This is a genomic window from Serratia sp. Ag1 (genome assembly GCF_000743355.1).
Taxonomy (GTDB): Bacteria; Pseudomonadota; Gammaproteobacteria; order Enterobacterales; family Enterobacteriaceae; genus Chania.
The window spans coordinates 156,870-172,312 of the sequence record NZ_JQEI01000009.1; the positions used below are offsets into that span (position 1 = coordinate 156,870).

The window sequence follows — 15,443 nt, forward strand, 5'->3', positions numbered from 1 at the left end:
TGGCCGACCAGCGGCCACCTGAAGAACAATCAAGCGCGGTTGATAATATCTTTTACGAATGCCACGATCTCAGCTTTCTTGCCCTGTGAGAACAGACATTCTTGGAAACGCGCACCGCTGACAGCAGTTTTCAGCAGTTCTGGGTCGATGGCACGCAGCGTATCAAGATAGTTATCTTTGCTCACTGCACGCTTAACCTGATTCAGAATACCGGCGTTGCGTACCTGAGGCTCCTTACGATCGACTGGATAACCTTCACCTCTACGGCCAGTAAACGCTTTCTCGAAGATGTAACGAATATTCAGTTCTGCACCCCAGCCAAAGCCTTTGGCAAATGGCAGAGCCAGGGCGTTACCGTTGTTAACCTGGGCAAACAGGAAGGCGTCCGCAGGCTCGATGCAGTAACCGCACACCACACCTGGGTGGGCGTTCAGTGACATCATCGCACCCTGGCCGGTGCCGCAACCGGTAATCACAAAATCCACCGCTTCTGCATTCAGCAGGATGCTGGCCATGATCCCCAGATGGATATAAGTCAGATGGTGGTCTTTCTCATCACTCATACCGACGTTGAACACCGCATCATGATTGTCAGCCGCTACGGCCTGCAGTTGTTCAAGAACCAGCGCATTTTTACCCGCCTGGCTGTTTTCCATCATCAGTGCAATATTCATCGTTTCCTCTCTGAAAATAAAATCAATGCGTTATACCGTTCACTGCAAGTTGCATTAGCGTGGGCTTGGTTGCAACTCGAATTATTGAGGGTATCTATTCAGACTTAGCGAGCTAACCAGCCGCCATCTACCGCCAGGGTATAGCCATTAACATAATCTGAAGCTGACGACGCCAAGAATACGGCTGGCCCCATCAAGTCTTCTGGCAGGCCCCAACGCCCGGCAGGAATACGCTCAAGAATGGCTTCACTGCGAGCCTGATCGTCGCGCAACTGACGGGTATTGTTAGTCGCCATATAGCCTGGAGCCAAAGCGTTAACGTTGATGCCATGGCTGGCCCATTCGTTGGCCAACAGACGGGTTACACCCATTACCGCGCTCTTTGACGCAGTGTAGGAAGGCACGCGAATACCCCCTTGGAAAGACAGCATAGAAGCGATGTTGATGATCTTGCCGCCTTTACCTTGCGCAATGAATTGGCGCGCTACGGCTTGAGACATGAAGAAGACCGTTTTAATGTTCAGGTTCATCACATCATCCCAATCTTTCTCGCTGAACTCCAGCGCGTCCTGACGGCGGATGATACCTGCGTTGTTCACCAGAATATCGATATGGCCAAACTCTGCCACGGCACGCTCAATCAAGGAAGGCAGCACGTCCAGGTTGCTCAGGTCAGCTTTCAGGCTCAGAAAACGGCGCCCCAGCTCTGCAACTTTCGCGATGGTTTCTGTTGGCTCAACAACGTTGATCCCAACAATGTCACACCCTGCCTGTGCCAAACCCAGTGCCATACCCTGGCCCAGACCTGTGTCACAACCCGTCACGACAGCAACTTTACCCTGCAACGAAAAATTATCGAGAATCATGCTCTTTTCCTTAGTACTCAGGGCATCACCAGCCCTTATCAAAAAAGTGGGGATAGCATTGCAATCCCGTCAGTATCCGCAGCTTGCTGCCGCACAGAGCAGGCAGCATTGCCTGTCCCTGTCATCATGATGCGGCAAGTCTAGCGCTTATCCCGATGGCAATCAATAAAATTGAAACAATGTTTTGATTTTTGTGAAAGGTATCTTTCATTTATTTGATGGCGATCGACCTAACCAAGAAAAACGTTCGCTATTTCCCTTCCCTGTTGACAAACCTTTCTGCCCAAAGAACAGAAAGGTTTCATCAATGTCTATTCAGGAGGTCAAGCCTGCGAAGTCGATTCACGCAAGGTGGTTTTCACTTCAGGAACAATATTCATTTTCTGGCAGATCTTGCTATTGCCCCAGCATTGTTCATAAGGCAGCCCCACCAGTTTTTCGATCACCAGACGGGCTTCTGGCTGAATGTCACCAAGCTTTCCACCGGCTTTGATCCGCGCCACCTCATCCAAAACTACGCGGTGGGTTTGGCGGTTTAACGTCATCTGGCTACTGAAGACGATGGCCACCAGCCCCAGCAGGATGACACCCGCAAAGAACACCCAGGAGATAGCCGTGATCGCGGTGTCCGGTTGTGTATGGGATTTGGACTGGAAGCCGTAATAGCTGAGGATTGCGCCCATCGTAAACACAATAATGGAGCGGACTATTTTGCCAGAGAAGGTCATAGCACCTGCGTAAATCCCCTCGCGGCGGCGACCGGTAAACACTTCATCAACATCGGCCAGGAAGGTGTATACCGTCCAGGGGATGTAATAAACCCCGCCGGTGCCCAAGCCAAAGACCACCGTAATCCCGATAATGGCCGCCGAGGCATAATGCGCAGGCAGGTTGAAGAAGCGCAGCAGGGAGTAACAGCAGACGGCGAAAATAACAACACCGAGCGCCCAACTATAGGGTTTGCTGAAGCCTTTTTTGACGCACAGGCCAATGAACAACGCCGTAGAGAATAGCTGCAGCATGGCATTCAAGCTGTTCAGCCCAGCCAGGATCGCCGGATCGTACTGCAGCACAAAAATCACGAAATAGGTAAAGACCGAGGCAAACAGCCATTCGGCACCAAAGCCAAACAGGTACATCCCCAGATGCTTGCGGAACACCCGCAGATAAAACGTCGATTGCATATCTCTGGCCAGAGATATCAACGTCCTCAGCAGCGATTGTTTCTGCTTCACGACCGCCGTCCCTGCATCTTTTCGTTCCCAAGAGAACAGATAAAGTACGCCGATAGCAATAAACAGAATGATCCCGTAGGTGATACCGGTATAAAGGAAGGGCTGCGCGGACTCTTTGCCGTAGATCAGGATGAATTGCCCAGGAATGAAGGCCGCCAGGAAGTTGGCCATTTTGCCAAAAATCGCTTTGTAGCCGGTAAGCTTGGAGCGCACAGCAAAGTCATCGGTCATTTCGGTCGCCAGTGTTTCATAAGGCACCATAACCGAGGTGTAGATCAGTTCAAAAATCACATAGGTAGCAAGGTAATACCAGAAGCCGAAACCTTCTACCCACAGCAGTGGGTAAAAAATCATCAGCGGTGCGCCAATCAGCACAAAGAAACGGCGCCGGCCAAAACGTTTGCCAAACCAGGTATTACCAAAGTTATCGGTTAAGTACCCCATCACCGGGTTACTGATCGCATCAATAACGCTGGCTACCGAGAAGATAAATGACGCTTCCAACAACGTCAGACCACAAAACGTGGTGTAAAAATAAAGTAACCAAGCGCCGCTGATTGCCAGAGCACCACTGCCTAACAGGTTGCCACCACCGTATGCCAACTGATGCCCCAGTGTGACTACCCGACCTTCTCCCAAAGGCTTAATGCTCGTTGTTCTCATCTCTACGTCTCATTTCGTCAATAAAATGAACTATTATTTCATTTTTTTAGGAATGATGTTTTATACTGGTTGGCAAGCGAGATTGATGTGATTAAAATCACAGAAAAAAAGTATGGGTATTTAATACGGACGTTTTAAGCGTGAGCCAAATCAAATTACAGCCCTCCTTGGGAGATGTTGGTTTTCCCAACCACTATGTGGCTTGCGCAGCTAGAGATGGCACAGAATGCAACTGTTATTCCCCGCTGACCATGACCAAAACGGGCATCTTGAATGAAACCAGAATGCGAGAAGTAATTTATGCGATACCGGTCGCATAAATCACCCGTATGGGTTGGCCTGCTGCGCCACTTTGATATCATTTTTCTAAATTTATGAAACATTGTTTTATTAATTCAGGAACTGTTCAGTTCAGGCGGTTCATCAACCAGTTTAAGGGAGGCCATTGTGGCTAAAGGTTCAATCCTCGAATTCAATTTTCACCGTTCAACCGATGCAGGTACTGGCGCACAAATCACCCGCTTGACGCCGCCAGACGTTCTGTGCCACCGGAATTATTTCTACCAGAAATGCTTCACCAATGATGGGAACAAGCTGTTATTCGCTGGGGAATTTGACGGCAACCGCAACTATTACCTGCTGGACCTGCAAAAACAGCAGGCAGTTCAACTGACCGAAGGCGCGGGCGACAATACTTTCGGGGGCTTTTTATCACCGGACGATCGCTTCCTTTACTATGTAAAAAATGAACGCGAACTGCGCCGGGTTGAGCTCAGCAACTGTAGCGAAAAAACGGTCTATCAGGTGCCAGAAGAGTGGGTAGGCTACGGTACTTGGGTCGCCAACAGCGAATGTACCAGCCTAGTGGGCATCGAGATCGATCGCAACGATTGGGAACCGCTGACCGATTGGAAAATCTTCCACTCCTTCTTCACCAAGAACCCTCGTTGCCGCCTGCTTCGCGTCGATCTCCATAGCGGTTCTTCACGCGTGATCTATCAGGACAACCTCTGGCTGGGCCACCCGATTTATCGTCCTTACCACGATAACTGCGTGGCTTTCTGCCATGAAGGCCCACACGATCTGGTTGACGCCCGCATGTGGATGATTAATGAAGACGGCACCAACATGCGTAAGGTGAAAAGCCACGCTGAAGGCGAGAGCTGCACCCACGAATTCTGGGTACCGGACGGTTCTGCCTTGATGTATGTCTCTTATATGAAAGGCCAGCAAGACCGCAACATCTGCCGTTTCGACCCGGAAACTGGCGTCAATGAAGTTGTCATGTCGATGCCAGCCTGTTCTCACCTGATGAGCAACCACGATGGCAGCTTGCTGGTGGGTGATGGCTCTGCATCTCCGGTCGATATCAAGGATTCTGCAGGCTATACCATCGAGAACGATCCTTGGCTTTATGTGTTTGATGCCAAGAACAAACGCACGGCGCGCCTGGCCGCACACAACAGTTCATGGCGCGTATTGAAGGGCGATCGTCAGGTAACGCACCCTCACCCTTCCTTCACGCCAGACAACCGTCAAGTGCTGTTTACTTCAGATTTTGAAGGGGAGCCCGCACTCTATCTGGCTAAATTGCCTGAAAATCTGTTTGCTTAAGGTTATTACTGAGGAAAAATCATGTTCATCTACAAACAAGAATGCGCGCTTGAGGATTTGGGGAACGGCATCACGCGGCGTATTCTCGCTCACGGCGGAACGATGATGGCAGTGGAAGTCAACTTCAGCAAAGACGCCGTCGGCACCTTGCACAGCCACCCGCACGAACAGCTGACTTATGTGCTTTCTGGCCGCTTCAGCTTCACCATTGACGGTGTCACCAAAGAAGTGAGTGCCGGAGATACGCTGTACAAGGAACCGAACGTGGTTCACGGTTGCGTCTGCTTGGAAGCCGGAACGCTGCTGGATACCTTTACACCGCAGCGTGCAGATTTCCTGAGCTAAACTCCCCCGCAATCCCTGGCACAGCCGTGCCGGGGATTTTTACTCTCCCCCAAGCAACTTGATATCCCCCACCGCCACGTCGCGTTGTTTAACCCTTAGGGTGCGTTATCATTTCTCGAGTTTCCGTGTATTCTGGGTACAAACATTCAGATCTCTGGAGGATCGCTGATGTCATCTCATCAACCCGATGCCGTTATTCGCATTAAAAACCTGCGCTTACGCACTTTCATCGGCATCAAAGAAGAAGAAATCAATAATCGTCAGGATATCCTGATCAACGTGACGATCCATTATCCTGCGGATAAAGCACGTAACAGTGAAAACATTGACGATGCGCTGAACTATCGCACTATTACCAAAGCCATCATCCACCACATTGAGAGTAACCGCTTCGCGTTGCTGGAAAAATTAACGCAGGATGTGCTCGATATCGTAAAACAACACCCGTGGGTAACCTATGCTGAAGTAGAGATAGATAAACTGCTGGCCCTGCGTTATGCCGACTCGGTTTCCATGACCATGAGCTATCGCCGCAACGCAGCATAGTACTCACATCGTTCAGGGGGGCGGATCATGCGGATCCTGATTACTGGCGCTACAGGGCTGATTGGCAGCAGCTTGACTCGGCAACTGCTGCATCTTTCCCATGAAGTTACCGTGCTGTCACGTAATGTAAAACGTGCGCAGGAAAAGTTTGGCCAGCAGGTCAGCTATTGGCCCTCACTGAGCGATCAACCGTCTCTGGACGGCTTTGATGCCGTCATCAATCTGGCGGGTGAGCCCATCGCGGATAAACGTTGGAGCCAAGCCCAGAAAGAGCGCCTGTGCCATAGCCGCTGGGATCTGACCGAACGTCTGGCAACGCTGATCAATGCCAGTGCGACGCCACCTGCGGTGCTGATTTCAGGATCTGCCGTCGGTTATTATGGCGATCAGGGGCAGGCTGTCGTCACCGAAGATGAAACCCCGCGCGATGAGTTTACCCATCAGCTCTGCCAACGGTGGGAGGCGCTGGCGCTGCAGGCACAAAGCAGCCGTACCCGCGTCTGCCTGTTGCGTACCGGTGTGGTGCTGGCCCGTCAAGGTGGTGCCCTGGCCAAAATGTTGCCGCCCTTCCGCATGGGGCTCGGCGGGCCAATCGGCAATGGGCGTCAATATCTGCCCTGGATCCATATCGATGATATGGTCAATGGCATTATCTATCTGCTGGATCATCCTCCCCTGCAAGGCCCATTCAATATGGTTGCGCCCTACCCGGTGCATAACGAGCAGTTTGCCGCCACCTTGGCCAGCGTGTTGGATCGCCCGGCGTTCCTGCGTGTTCCTGCGTGTGCTATGCGGCTGTTAATGGGCGAAGCGGCGGTGCTGGTGCTGGGTGGCCAACGCGCAGTACCCAGAAGGCTGGAAGAAGCGGGTTTCAGTTTCCGCTTCTTTGAACTGGAACAGGCGCTGGATGATGTAATCAACCAGCAAGCCTAGGTGATATGCGGTGCCCTTACTTAAGGGCACCCGAAAGGAATTGCTGCAAACGCGGGCTTTTCGGGTTACCGAAAACGTCGGCAGGTGGCCCCTGTTCTTCGATCAATCCTTGATGCAGGAAAATCACATGGTTCGACACATGGCGCGCAAACTCCATTTCATGCGTCACTACCACCATGGTTTTCCCCTCTTCGGCCAGTTTCTGCATAATGCGCAGCACTTCGCCCACCAATTCAGGATCCAGCGCTGAGGTCGGTTCGTCAAACAGCAACACTTCCGGTTCCATCGCCAATGCCCGGGCGATCGACACACGCTGCTGCTGCCCACCGGAAAGATGCACCGGATATTTGCCCCGTGCGCGTTCGTCAATGCCGACCTTGTCCAGATAGCGCACCGCACGATCGCGGGCTTCGGCCTTGCTCAACCCCAATACCTGCACTGGCGCTTCCATCACGTTTTCCAGCACCGTCATGTGGCTCCACAGGTTGAAATGCTGGAATACCATGGTCAAACGGGTACGCAACAATTGCAGTTGTTTCTTATCAAACACTTTCAACTGGCCGTCTTTATCGCGCACCATACGGATATCTTCATTATTCAGGCTGATCGAACCTTCACTGGGTTTCTCAAGGAAATTAATACAGCGCAGGAAGGTGCTTTTACCCGAACCGGAAGAACCGATAATACTGATCACATCCCCTGCATTGGCTGCCAGGGAAACCCCTTTCAACACTTCATGGTCGCCATAACGCTTGTGCAGTTCGGTGACGGCTAATTTATTTTCAGACATGTGTGTTATTCCCGCCATTCATCGATGAGTTACGTGTGCCATCCAGCGTTTCTCTGCCTTACGGAACAGGCTGATCAACGTGTAGGAGATAATCAGATACAACACCGCCGCGATACCAAACGCATAAAACGGCTGATAGGTTGCCGCATTGATATCGCGGGCTATCTTCAGCAGATCCGGCACGGTGGCGGTAAAAGCCAGCGCCGTCGAATGCAGCATCAGGATCACTTCGTTGCTGTATGCCGGTAGTGCGCTGCGCAGCGCCGAAGGCAAGATAATGCAACGATACATTTTAAAACGCGAAAAACCATAGGCATTGGCCGCTTCAATTTCCCCATGCGGCACCGCGCGAATGGCCCCGGCAAAAATTTCGGTGGTGTACGCGCAGGTATTCAGCGTCAGCGCCAGGATGGTGCAATTGAGCCCGCTACGGAAAAACGCATTCAGGAACTCGGTTCCTCGCACAATTTCCAGGCTGTACATGCCGGAATAAAACACCAGCAACTGCACATAAAGCGGAGTACCACGAAAAACATAGGTATAAAACCACACCGGAATACGCAGCCAGCGAATGGAAGACACCCGCGCCACTGCCATCGGGATCGCCAACAGCCCGCCCATCGCCACCGATGAAATCAGCAGCCACAGCGTCACCGCCACCCCGGTAAATCGATAGCCATCGCTCCACAACAACGATTGCCAATATTGATGCAGAATCTCGATCATAACTCGGCCCTTTTGACGCCCAGTGAATAACGCCGTTCAAGCCACAGCAGCACGCCATTGGAAACGGTAGTGAAAACCAGATACACGATCCCGGCAACCAGCGCATAGAAGAAGGGTTGATACGTCCCTTTGCCCGCCAACTGCGTGGCTTTCACCAGATCGTTCAGACCAAGAATCGACACCAGCGCCGTGGCTTTCAGAATCACCTGCCAGTTATTACCAATACCGGGTAACGCGAAACGCATCATCGCCGGGAACAGTATACGGCGGAAAATCTGCCCACTGGACAGCCCGAAAGCCGTTGCCGCCTCGACCTGACCACGCGGGACAGCCATATAGGCACCACGAAAGGTCTCGGTGAAATAAGCCCCATAGATAAAACCCAGAGTGATAATCCCCGCGCTCAGCGGATCAATATCGATCTGCGAAAACCCGATGAGTTCAGTGAGGTTGTTCAGAGCAATCTGCAGGCCGTAGAAGATCAGCAACATCAACACCAGATCGGGAACACCGCGAATCAAGGTGGTATATGCGCCAAATATCGTTGAGATAACGCGATTTTGTGAAAGTTTGCCACCAGCGCCGATCAAACCAATCATCACCGCCAGCAACACAGAACTGAGAGCCAACTCCAGCGTAACCAGAGCACCCTCGAATATCAATTGGGAATAGCCTTGCAGCATCTACTTCATCCTGTCGTTATTTGATCCCAAACCACCGCACACCGCTTGAACGGGCCCGGCAAAGCTGAGCCCGTAATAAAAGCAGGGTACAGGACGGGAATTAACCGCCGTAAACGTCAAAATCGAAGTATTTTTTCGCAAATTTGTCGTAAGTACCGTCTTTGCGCATTTCAGCCAGTGCTTTATCCAGCGCAGCTTTCAGCTCGGTTTCATCCTTGCGTAACCCCATACCGGTACCCACGCCGAAGAATTTATCGTCTTTCACCGATTCACCCGCAAAAGCGTAATTCTTGCCCGGAGGCTGTTTCAGGAAGCCATCGCTGCCCGCCACTTCATCCTGGAATGCCGCGTCGATACGCCCGGAGGCCAGATCGGCGTACACCAGATCCTGATTCTGATAAGGCACTACCGTGACCCCTTTCGGCTGCCACAGAGCATTCGCATAGGCTTCCTGCGTCGTTCCCTGCAATACCCCCACGCTCTTACCCTTCAAGGATTCAACCGTTGGCAACAGTGACGAACCTTTCGGCGCGATCAGGCGGGAGTTGGCAGCAAACAGTTTGTCGGTAAAGGCAATTTCCTGCTGGCGTTTCTCGGTAATGGAAAGAGAAGAGATAATGGCGTCAATTTTCTTCGCCTTGAGGGAAGGGATCAGCGCATCAAAGTCGCTTTCGACAAAAACACATTGGGTATTTATACGTTTGCATAACTCTTTGGCCAGATCGATGTCAAAACCGACCAGTTCCCCTTGAGCGTTTTTGGACTCGAATGGTGCATAGGTTGGATCAGTGCCCACTTTCAGCGTTGACGGTATGGCAGCAAATGCGCTGCCGATTGCACTTAAGGCCAAAACTAAAGGAAGAATGAGAACCCGCTTTTTCATATAGTACCCTCAAATTGATTTTCTGATGCCGCTACAGGCTTTAGACTGCGTTCCACCAAAATCAATTTGCAGTAATCGTGCCACATCGGTTGTTACAAGCCGGAGGGAACGACTCCGGCCTGTTGAAAACTGTTTCATGGAACGATAACCGCAAAAATTGATCGGCCAGGGAAGACTGCGTTATGAGTAACCCGCATAAACCTCCCCCTGAAACAGTGATCGTAGTCGAGCAGGATCATTATGGTGCATACTTCGCACTAAATCAGTGCTGAGTTGCACAAATGTATTAAATTAGAAGCAAAATTGTTAATTTCCGCCCTGCCAACGCGTAAATAAATCTTGTGGCAGCTCAATGCCAAACTGATCCACGACCCGGTTAACCGTTTGATCAATAATGTCTTCAACGCTCTGCGGATGGTGATAGAAAGCAGGCACTGGCGGCATAATCACCGCGCCCATTTCTGCCGCCTGCGTCATCAGGCGCAAATGCCCAAGGTGCAAGGGCGTTTCACGCACGCATAACACCAAAGGGCGACGTTCTTTTAATACCACATCGGCAGCTCGCGTCAGCAAACCATCACTGTAACTGTTGACAATACCGGATAAGGTTTTGATTGAGCAAGGTAAAATTACCATTCCCAGCGTTTTGAAAGAGCCGGAAGAGATCGTTGCGGCAATATCACGTACATCATGCACCACATCAGCCAACGCCTGCACATCGCGCAAGTTCAGCGAAGTTTCCAGCGCCAGTGTCTGCCGCGCGGCCTGACTCATCACCAGATGGCTTTCCACACCTTCGACGCCACGTAATACCTGTAACAAACGCACGCCGTAGATTGCGCCGCTGGCGCCGGAAATACCAACAATGAGTTTTTTCATGAAATGGGCCTCTGCGGGGTGTCTGGTTAGAATAGTCGAATCAGCGCAGACTTTGCAGCAACCATAGACGATTAGCAAGCTGAGGGAGTTAAGGTATGCACCGCAACGGACGCGGCGGTGCACCTTTTTGGCCAGGAACTCTGCGGGTAACCTTAGCCTTCGTTATGCATTTCCAGATTTTCTGCTTCCGTTTGCCCGCGCAACGCTTTGGCATCGTCATTGCGCAGCGCTTCCAGATATTCCAGATAGCTCTGGTCAACGTCTTTGGTCACGTAAATGCCGTTGAACACCGAGCATTCAAACTGGGTAATGTCCGGGTTCTCTTCACGTACCGCTTCGATCAGATCGTCCAGATTCTGGAAGATCAGGCCATCGGCACCAATCAGCTGACGGATTTCATCCACTTCACGCCCGTGGGCGATCAGCTCGGTGGCACTCGGCATATCAATACCGTAAACGTTCGGGAAGCGGATTTCTGGCGCGGCAGAAGCCAGATAAACACGTTTAGCCCCAGCATCACGCGCCATCTCAACGATCTGCTCCGAGGTGGTGCCACGCACAATGGAGTCATCCACCAGCAACACATTCTTGTCACGGAACTCGGCGCGGTTAGCATTCAGCTTGCGGCGCACCGACTGGCGACGCGCCTGCTGGCCCGGCATGATGAACGTGCGGCCAACATAGCGGTTTTTCACAAAACCCTGGCGGTACGGTTTATCCAGAATACGCGCAATTTCCAACGCGATATCGCAGGAAGTTTCCGGGATCGGAATCACCACGTCGATATCCAGATCTTCCCATTCGCGGGCAATCTTTTCACCCAGCTTCTGCCCCATGCGCACACGGGCGCTGTAGACGGAAATTTTATCCATAAAGGAGTCAGGACGGGCAAAGTAGACATACTCGAATAAGCATGGGTTGGTTTTTGGGTTCTCTGCACACTGGCGGGTGAACAGTTGGCCTTTTTCGGTGATATAAACGGCTTCACCCGGCGCAACGTCCCGCAAGAATTCAAAGCCCAGCGTATCCAGCGCAACGCTCTCAGATGCCACCATGTACTCACAGCGGTTGTCTTCCAGCTCACGCTTGCCGATCACCAACGGGCGAATGCCGTTCGGATCGCGGAACGCCACCAGACCATGGCCGATAATCATCGCCACACAGGCATAGGCACCGCGCAGTTGCTGATGCATCGCCGCCACTGCGGTGAAGATATTTTCGGGTTCCAGCGGATAGTGCTGGAAACGGTCAAGCTCAGTAGCCAGCACGTTCAGCAGAATCTCGGAATCAGACGTGGTGTTGACATGACGACGGCCACTTTCAAACAACTTCTGGCGCAGTTCATGGGCGTTGGTCAGGTTACCGTTGTGGGCCAACGTAATGCCAAACGGTGAGTTGACGTAGAAAGGTTGAGCCTCTGAAGCACTGGAGCTGCCTGCAGTCGGGTAACGCACGTGGCCGATCCCCATATTGCCCTGCAAGCGTTGCATATGCCGTGCTTCAAACACATCTTTCACCAACCCGTTAGCCTTACGCAAACGGAACCCGTTATGGGCATCAATGGTGACGATGCCTGCGGCATCTTGTCCACGGTGCTGAAGCACCGTCAACGCATCATAAATCGACTGGTTTACCGGCATAAAACCGGCGATACCGACAATACCGCACATGTTGTTTTTTCCTCTAAGCCGCTACTGCCCCGGTAAATGGGACGGTAAGAAACTCGACGTGCTCTGCAGGTAGTCAAAGAACCACCTGATGATATAGCTGAACTGGGGAATAAGCTGCGACTGTTTCCAGTCCGCACTTTGCGACAGGGTAGTAAAGGTATCCAGAAAAAACAGTATCGCCGCCACGATCAACACGCCGCGCAGTGCGCCAAAGCACACGCCCAGCACCCGATCGGTGCCCGACAACCCGGTTTTCTCTACCAGTGAACCAATCACATAGTTAACGATAGCGCCTACAATCAACGTTGCGATAAACAAAATGGCAATCGCAATGCCGTTCCGAACCAGCTCATCTTCAAAACGTGTGAAATAGGCTGCAAGGTAAGGATAGAAATGGCTGGCAACAAAGAACGCACATCCCCATGTCACCAGTGACAAAGCTTCACGCACAAAACCGCGGATCAGGCTCACCAGAGCCGAAAATCCAATCAACGCTAAAATGACGTAATCAATCCAGACCATGACCATTCCAATAATGAATCGCCCCTTGCACTCCCTTTACCTTCACGCTGCATCGGCGTTGAATGCCCTGATACAGCTCGAATGCTATCGGGTATGACCAATTCGCGGCGAATTCTAACAGAAAAAGAAAACGTTTGCGTAGAGGATTTCCCACCACGTAACAAATAAAAAACGGCGATAAAAAATTTCTTAATCGCCGCACCCACATAGCTTGTTTGGCCCTTGCAAGGCACACTTTCACTGACGTTTCTACCGCTCCTCCGCCAAAGAGGAAAGAGCGGGAATCTATCAACGCGCGCTATACGCTTTCACCTGCCCGCTCAAGCCACTGATGCCATTCAGTGCTGGCAGCGCCGCCTGCAGCTTCTGCTTCGACGCATCTGGCCCGACGAAGATCCGGGTAATCTCCCCTGGTACTGGCGTTGAAGGCACGGTGTAAGCCCGGTAACCCGACAAACGCAGCGATGCGACGATCTCATTAACCTTGGCGGCGTTTTTCAGTGCCCCCAGTTGCACCACATAGGCCTGCCCTACCGGCGCTTTTTCTTCAATTGCCGGTTTAGGCTCAACCTTGGGTGGCGGTTGGGGAACCGGTTTCGGCTTCACTTCTGCTGGTTTGGTTTCTACCGGTTTAACCTCTACCGGCTTCGGCTTGGGTGGCTGCACCGGCTTGGTTTCGAGCGGCCTGGTTTCGGTCGGTTTAACGTCGAGCGGTGGAGCCGTCTCCTGAACCGGTTGCGCTTGCTGCTGCCCTCTCTGATTCACCGCCTGTTGGGCTGCGGCCTCGGTCGCAGCCTGTTGCTCCACCAACGCACCCGCCCCTTCCGGCGGTTGCGCTGGCAACGGCTGACTCACTGGCGGTATCGCATCGGCTTCATGCGCATCACCCGGTTTCGGCACCAGAGGAATGGCTGCAAAGTCATCCTCATAATGCCTCTTCTTCCCGTCCAGCAAACCCGGCAAAATGATGACGCCCAGAGCAACCAGAATCACGGTGCCCACCAATCGGTTCTGAAATTTACTTGCCACTCACACTCCCCGCATCTCGTCTAACGTTGCCATCACCTGGGCAACGGTGTGGAACGAGCCGCAGACGATCACAATGTCCTGAATATCTGCATCCTGCATCGCCTGACGCCAGGCAATGTCGACATGGGTAAACAGCTGTGGTTCCGTTAAGTGCTGTGCCAACTGCTCAGCGCTGGCACCACGCGGGCCTTCAAGCGGTGCGCAATACCAGACATCGATCTGCTCACTCAGGCAAGCCAGCGTACCGGCAATATCTTTATCTGACAGCATCCCCACCACGGCCCGCACTTTGCCGCCGTTGCGCGGCAATTTCGCCAATTGCCCAGCCAGATAGGCTGCCGCATGCGGGTTATGCGCAACATCCAGAATCAACAACGGATCGCGCTGAACAACCTGGAAACGCCCTGGCAACATCGCCTGCTGCAAGCCAGCAAAAATCGCTTTCTCATCGATCTCAAGCGCAGAATAGTGTAATGCCGCCAACGCGGTGGCCGCATTGGCCAGAGGGACATGCGGCATCGGCAGATTGGTCAGTTTGGTGCCACACCCTTCCCATTGCCAGCGTTCACCCTGCTCGCTGAAGCTCCAGGCATCGTCACGGCGATACAACAGAGCCCCGAGATTGTCTGCCACTTGCTGAATGCTATGCGGCATATCTGGCTCACCGACGATCGCCGGTTTGCCACTGCGGAAAATCCCCGCCTTCTCACGGCCAATGCTCTCACGATCGTTACCCAACCAATCGGTATGATCCAACGCGATGCTGGTCACTACCGCTACGCTCGGGTTGACGATATTGGTTGCATCCAGGCGCCCGCCCAATCCGACTTCCAGAATCACCACATCAAGCTTGGCCTGTTTGAACAGTTGCAACGCTGACAGCGTGCCGAATTCGAAATAAGTGAGAGAGGTTTCACCGCGCCCGGCCTCAATAACAGCCAATGAACGGCTGTGCTCCGCTTCGCTCAGTTCTTCACCCTGCACGCGCACCCGTTCGGTATAGCGCACCAGATGCGGGGAACTGTAGACACCAACGCGCAATCCGGCGGCCAACAGAATGGCTTCCAACGTGCGGCAGGTGGTGCCTTTGCCGTTAGTACCGGCAACGGTAAATACCGTGGGAGCTGGGGTGAGCAAATCAAGATGTGTCGCAACGCGCTGCACGCGCTCCAGGCCGAGTTCGATCGCCTGGCTGTGCAAACGTTCCAGATAATAAAGCCACGAGCTCAATGGCGACGTGGCTTGGGGAATAGAGTGGTTTTGCATGGGTTCCATCGCTTCATATACCCGTAAGGCGACGCTTTGCGTTTTCAACCGCGCTTAGCCACAAGATGGCGATTGAAATACCGTACCGGCGGTTGCCAGTACGGTCGCTCATTTGCAGA

Annotated in this window: 16 protein-coding genes; 4 read left to right on the plus strand and 12 right to left on the minus strand. The window is 52.5% G+C overall.

Features of this window, described 5'->3' with window-relative positions:
- Positions 1 to 29 precede the first annotated feature (29 nt).
- From IV04_RS05885 to IV04_RS05895, 3 genes are all read right to left on the minus strand, one after another.
- The gene (locus IV04_RS05885) at positions 30 to 674 is read right to left on the minus strand and encodes an RpiB/LacA/LacB family sugar-phosphate isomerase (RefSeq protein ID WP_037402471.1); all 645 of its coding nucleotides are present in this window, start codon (positions 672 to 674) and stop codon (positions 30 to 32) included.
- Between the two features lie 104 nt (positions 675 to 778).
- The gene (gene kduD / locus IV04_RS05890) at positions 779 to 1,540 is read right to left on the minus strand and encodes a 2-dehydro-3-deoxy-D-gluconate 5-dehydrogenase KduD (RefSeq protein WP_037402473.1); all 762 of its coding nucleotides are present in this window, start codon (positions 1,538 to 1,540) and stop codon (positions 779 to 781) included.
- Between the two features lie 323 nt (positions 1,541 to 1,863).
- On the minus strand, positions 1,864 to 3,438 hold the full coding sequence (locus tag IV04_RS05895) for an MFS transporter (protein WP_051916705.1): 1,575 nt from the start codon (positions 3,436 to 3,438) through the stop codon (positions 1,864 to 1,866).
- Positions 3,439 to 3,885: 447 nt separating this feature from the next.
- Between IV04_RS05895 and IV04_RS05900 the strand changes: the two genes are divergently transcribed.
- From IV04_RS05900 to IV04_RS05915, 4 genes are all read left to right on the plus strand, one after another.
- The gene (locus IV04_RS05900) at positions 3,886 to 5,052 is read left to right on the plus strand and encodes an oligogalacturonate lyase family protein (RefSeq protein ID WP_037402474.1); all 1,167 of its coding nucleotides are present in this window, start codon (positions 3,886 to 3,888) and stop codon (positions 5,050 to 5,052) included.
- A gap of 21 nt (positions 5,053 to 5,073) precedes the next feature.
- The gene (locus tag IV04_RS05905; RefSeq protein ID WP_037402477.1) at positions 5,074 to 5,397 is read left to right on the plus strand and encodes a cupin domain-containing protein; all 324 of its coding nucleotides are present in this window, start codon (positions 5,074 to 5,076) and stop codon (positions 5,395 to 5,397) included.
- Between the two features lie 168 nt (positions 5,398 to 5,565).
- Positions 5,566 to 5,943, plus strand: a complete 378-nt coding sequence (folX, locus tag IV04_RS05910) for a dihydroneopterin triphosphate 2'-epimerase (protein ID WP_037402480.1) — start codon at positions 5,566 to 5,568, stop codon at positions 5,941 to 5,943.
- A gap of 27 nt (positions 5,944 to 5,970) precedes the next feature.
- On the plus strand, positions 5,971 to 6,876 hold the full coding sequence (locus tag IV04_RS05915) for a TIGR01777 family oxidoreductase (protein ID WP_037402483.1): 906 nt from the start codon (positions 5,971 to 5,973) through the stop codon (positions 6,874 to 6,876).
- Between the two features lie 16 nt (positions 6,877 to 6,892).
- On the opposite strand, the gene hisP is transcribed toward IV04_RS05915, so the two are convergent.
- The 9 genes from hisP to folC form a co-directional block, all read right to left on the minus strand.
- Positions 6,893 to 7,666, minus strand: coding sequence for a histidine ABC transporter ATP-binding protein HisP (gene hisP, locus IV04_RS05920; RefSeq protein ID WP_037402486.1), 774 nt, complete (start codon positions 7,664 to 7,666; stop codon positions 6,893 to 6,895).
- Between the two features lie 18 nt (positions 7,667 to 7,684).
- Positions 7,685 to 8,392: an ABC transporter permease gene (locus IV04_RS05925; RefSeq protein ID WP_037402487.1), complete on the minus strand. Its 708-nt coding sequence runs from the start codon at positions 8,390 to 8,392 to the stop codon at positions 7,685 to 7,687.
- Positions 8,389 to 9,075, minus strand: coding sequence for a histidine ABC transporter permease HisQ (locus IV04_RS05930; RefSeq protein WP_037402489.1), 687 nt, complete (start codon positions 9,073 to 9,075; stop codon positions 8,389 to 8,391). The genes IV04_RS05925 and IV04_RS05930 overlap by 4 nt, the downstream gene beginning before the upstream one ends.
- Before the next feature lie 100 nt (positions 9,076 to 9,175).
- The gene (hisJ, locus tag IV04_RS05935) at positions 9,176 to 9,958 is read right to left on the minus strand and encodes a histidine ABC transporter substrate-binding protein HisJ (protein WP_037402492.1); all 783 of its coding nucleotides are present in this window, start codon (positions 9,956 to 9,958) and stop codon (positions 9,176 to 9,178) included.
- Between the two features lie 306 nt (positions 9,959 to 10,264).
- Positions 10,265 to 10,837: a UbiX family flavin prenyltransferase gene (locus IV04_RS05940; protein ID WP_037402493.1), complete on the minus strand. Its 573-nt coding sequence runs from the start codon at positions 10,835 to 10,837 to the stop codon at positions 10,265 to 10,267.
- Positions 10,838 to 10,989: 152 nt separating this feature from the next.
- Positions 10,990 to 12,507 (minus strand): amidophosphoribosyltransferase, encoded by a 1,518-nt coding sequence (gene purF, locus IV04_RS05945; protein ID WP_037402496.1) that lies wholly within the window; start codon positions 12,505 to 12,507, stop codon positions 10,990 to 10,992.
- 21 nt (positions 12,508 to 12,528) lie between these two features.
- Complete coding sequence (gene cvpA / locus IV04_RS05950) at positions 12,529 to 13,029, minus strand: colicin V production protein (protein WP_037402622.1); 501 nt, start codon at positions 13,027 to 13,029, stop codon at positions 12,529 to 12,531.
- Positions 13,030 to 13,317: 288 nt separating this feature from the next.
- Positions 13,318 to 14,058: a cell division protein DedD gene (gene dedD, locus IV04_RS05955; RefSeq protein WP_037402498.1), complete on the minus strand. Its 741-nt coding sequence runs from the start codon at positions 14,056 to 14,058 to the stop codon at positions 13,318 to 13,320.
- Positions 14,059 to 15,324: a bifunctional tetrahydrofolate synthase/dihydrofolate synthase gene (gene folC, locus IV04_RS05960; RefSeq protein ID WP_037402501.1), complete on the minus strand. Its 1,266-nt coding sequence runs from the start codon at positions 15,322 to 15,324 to the stop codon at positions 14,059 to 14,061. It abuts the gene before it with no gap.
- Positions 15,325 to 15,443: the final 119 nt, after the last annotated feature.

Bases quoted from the DNA above. Each gene is read 5' to 3' on its own strand.
- IV04_RS05885 (WP_037402471.1), bottom strand. From the start codon at position 674: ATGAATATTGCACTGATGATGGAAAACAGCCAGGCGGGTAAAAATGCG.
- kduD (WP_037402473.1), bottom strand. From the start codon at position 1,540: ATGATTCTCGATAATTTTTCGTTGCAGGGTAAAGTTGCTGTCGTGACG.
- IV04_RS05895 (WP_051916705.1), bottom strand. From the start codon at position 3,438: ATGAGAACAACGAGCATTAAGCCTTTGGGAGAAGGTCGGGTAGTCACA.
- IV04_RS05905 (WP_037402477.1), top strand. From the start codon at position 5,074: ATGTTCATCTACAAACAAGAATGCGCGCTTGAGGATTTGGGGAACGGC.
- folX (WP_037402480.1), top strand. From the start codon at position 5,566: ATGTCATCTCATCAACCCGATGCCGTTATTCGCATTAAAAACCTGCGC.
- IV04_RS05915 (WP_037402483.1), top strand. From the start codon at position 5,971: ATGCGGATCCTGATTACTGGCGCTACAGGGCTGATTGGCAGCAGCTTG.
- hisP (WP_037402486.1), bottom strand. From the start codon at position 7,666: ATGTCTGAAAATAAATTAGCCGTCACCGAACTGCACAAGCGTTATGGC.
- IV04_RS05925 (WP_037402487.1), bottom strand. From the start codon at position 8,392: ATGATCGAGATTCTGCATCAATATTGGCAATCGTTGTTGTGGAGCGAT.
- IV04_RS05930 (WP_037402489.1), bottom strand. From the start codon at position 9,075: ATGCTGCAAGGCTATTCCCAATTGATATTCGAGGGTGCTCTGGTTACG.
- hisJ (WP_037402492.1), bottom strand. From the start codon at position 9,958: ATGAAAAAGCGGGTTCTCATTCTTCCTTTAGTTTTGGCCTTAAGTGCA.
- IV04_RS05940 (WP_037402493.1), bottom strand. From the start codon at position 10,837: ATGAAAAAACTCATTGTTGGTATTTCCGGCGCCAGCGGCGCAATCTAC.
- purF (WP_037402496.1), bottom strand. From the start codon at position 12,507: ATGTGCGGTATTGTCGGTATCGCCGGTTTTATGCCGGTAAACCAGTCG.
- cvpA (WP_037402622.1), bottom strand. From the start codon at position 13,029: ATGGTCTGGATTGATTACGTCATTTTAGCGTTGATTGGATTTTCGGCT.
- folC (WP_037402501.1), bottom strand. From the start codon at position 15,324: ATGCAAAACCACTCTATTCCCCAAGCCACGTCGCCATTGAGCTCGTGG.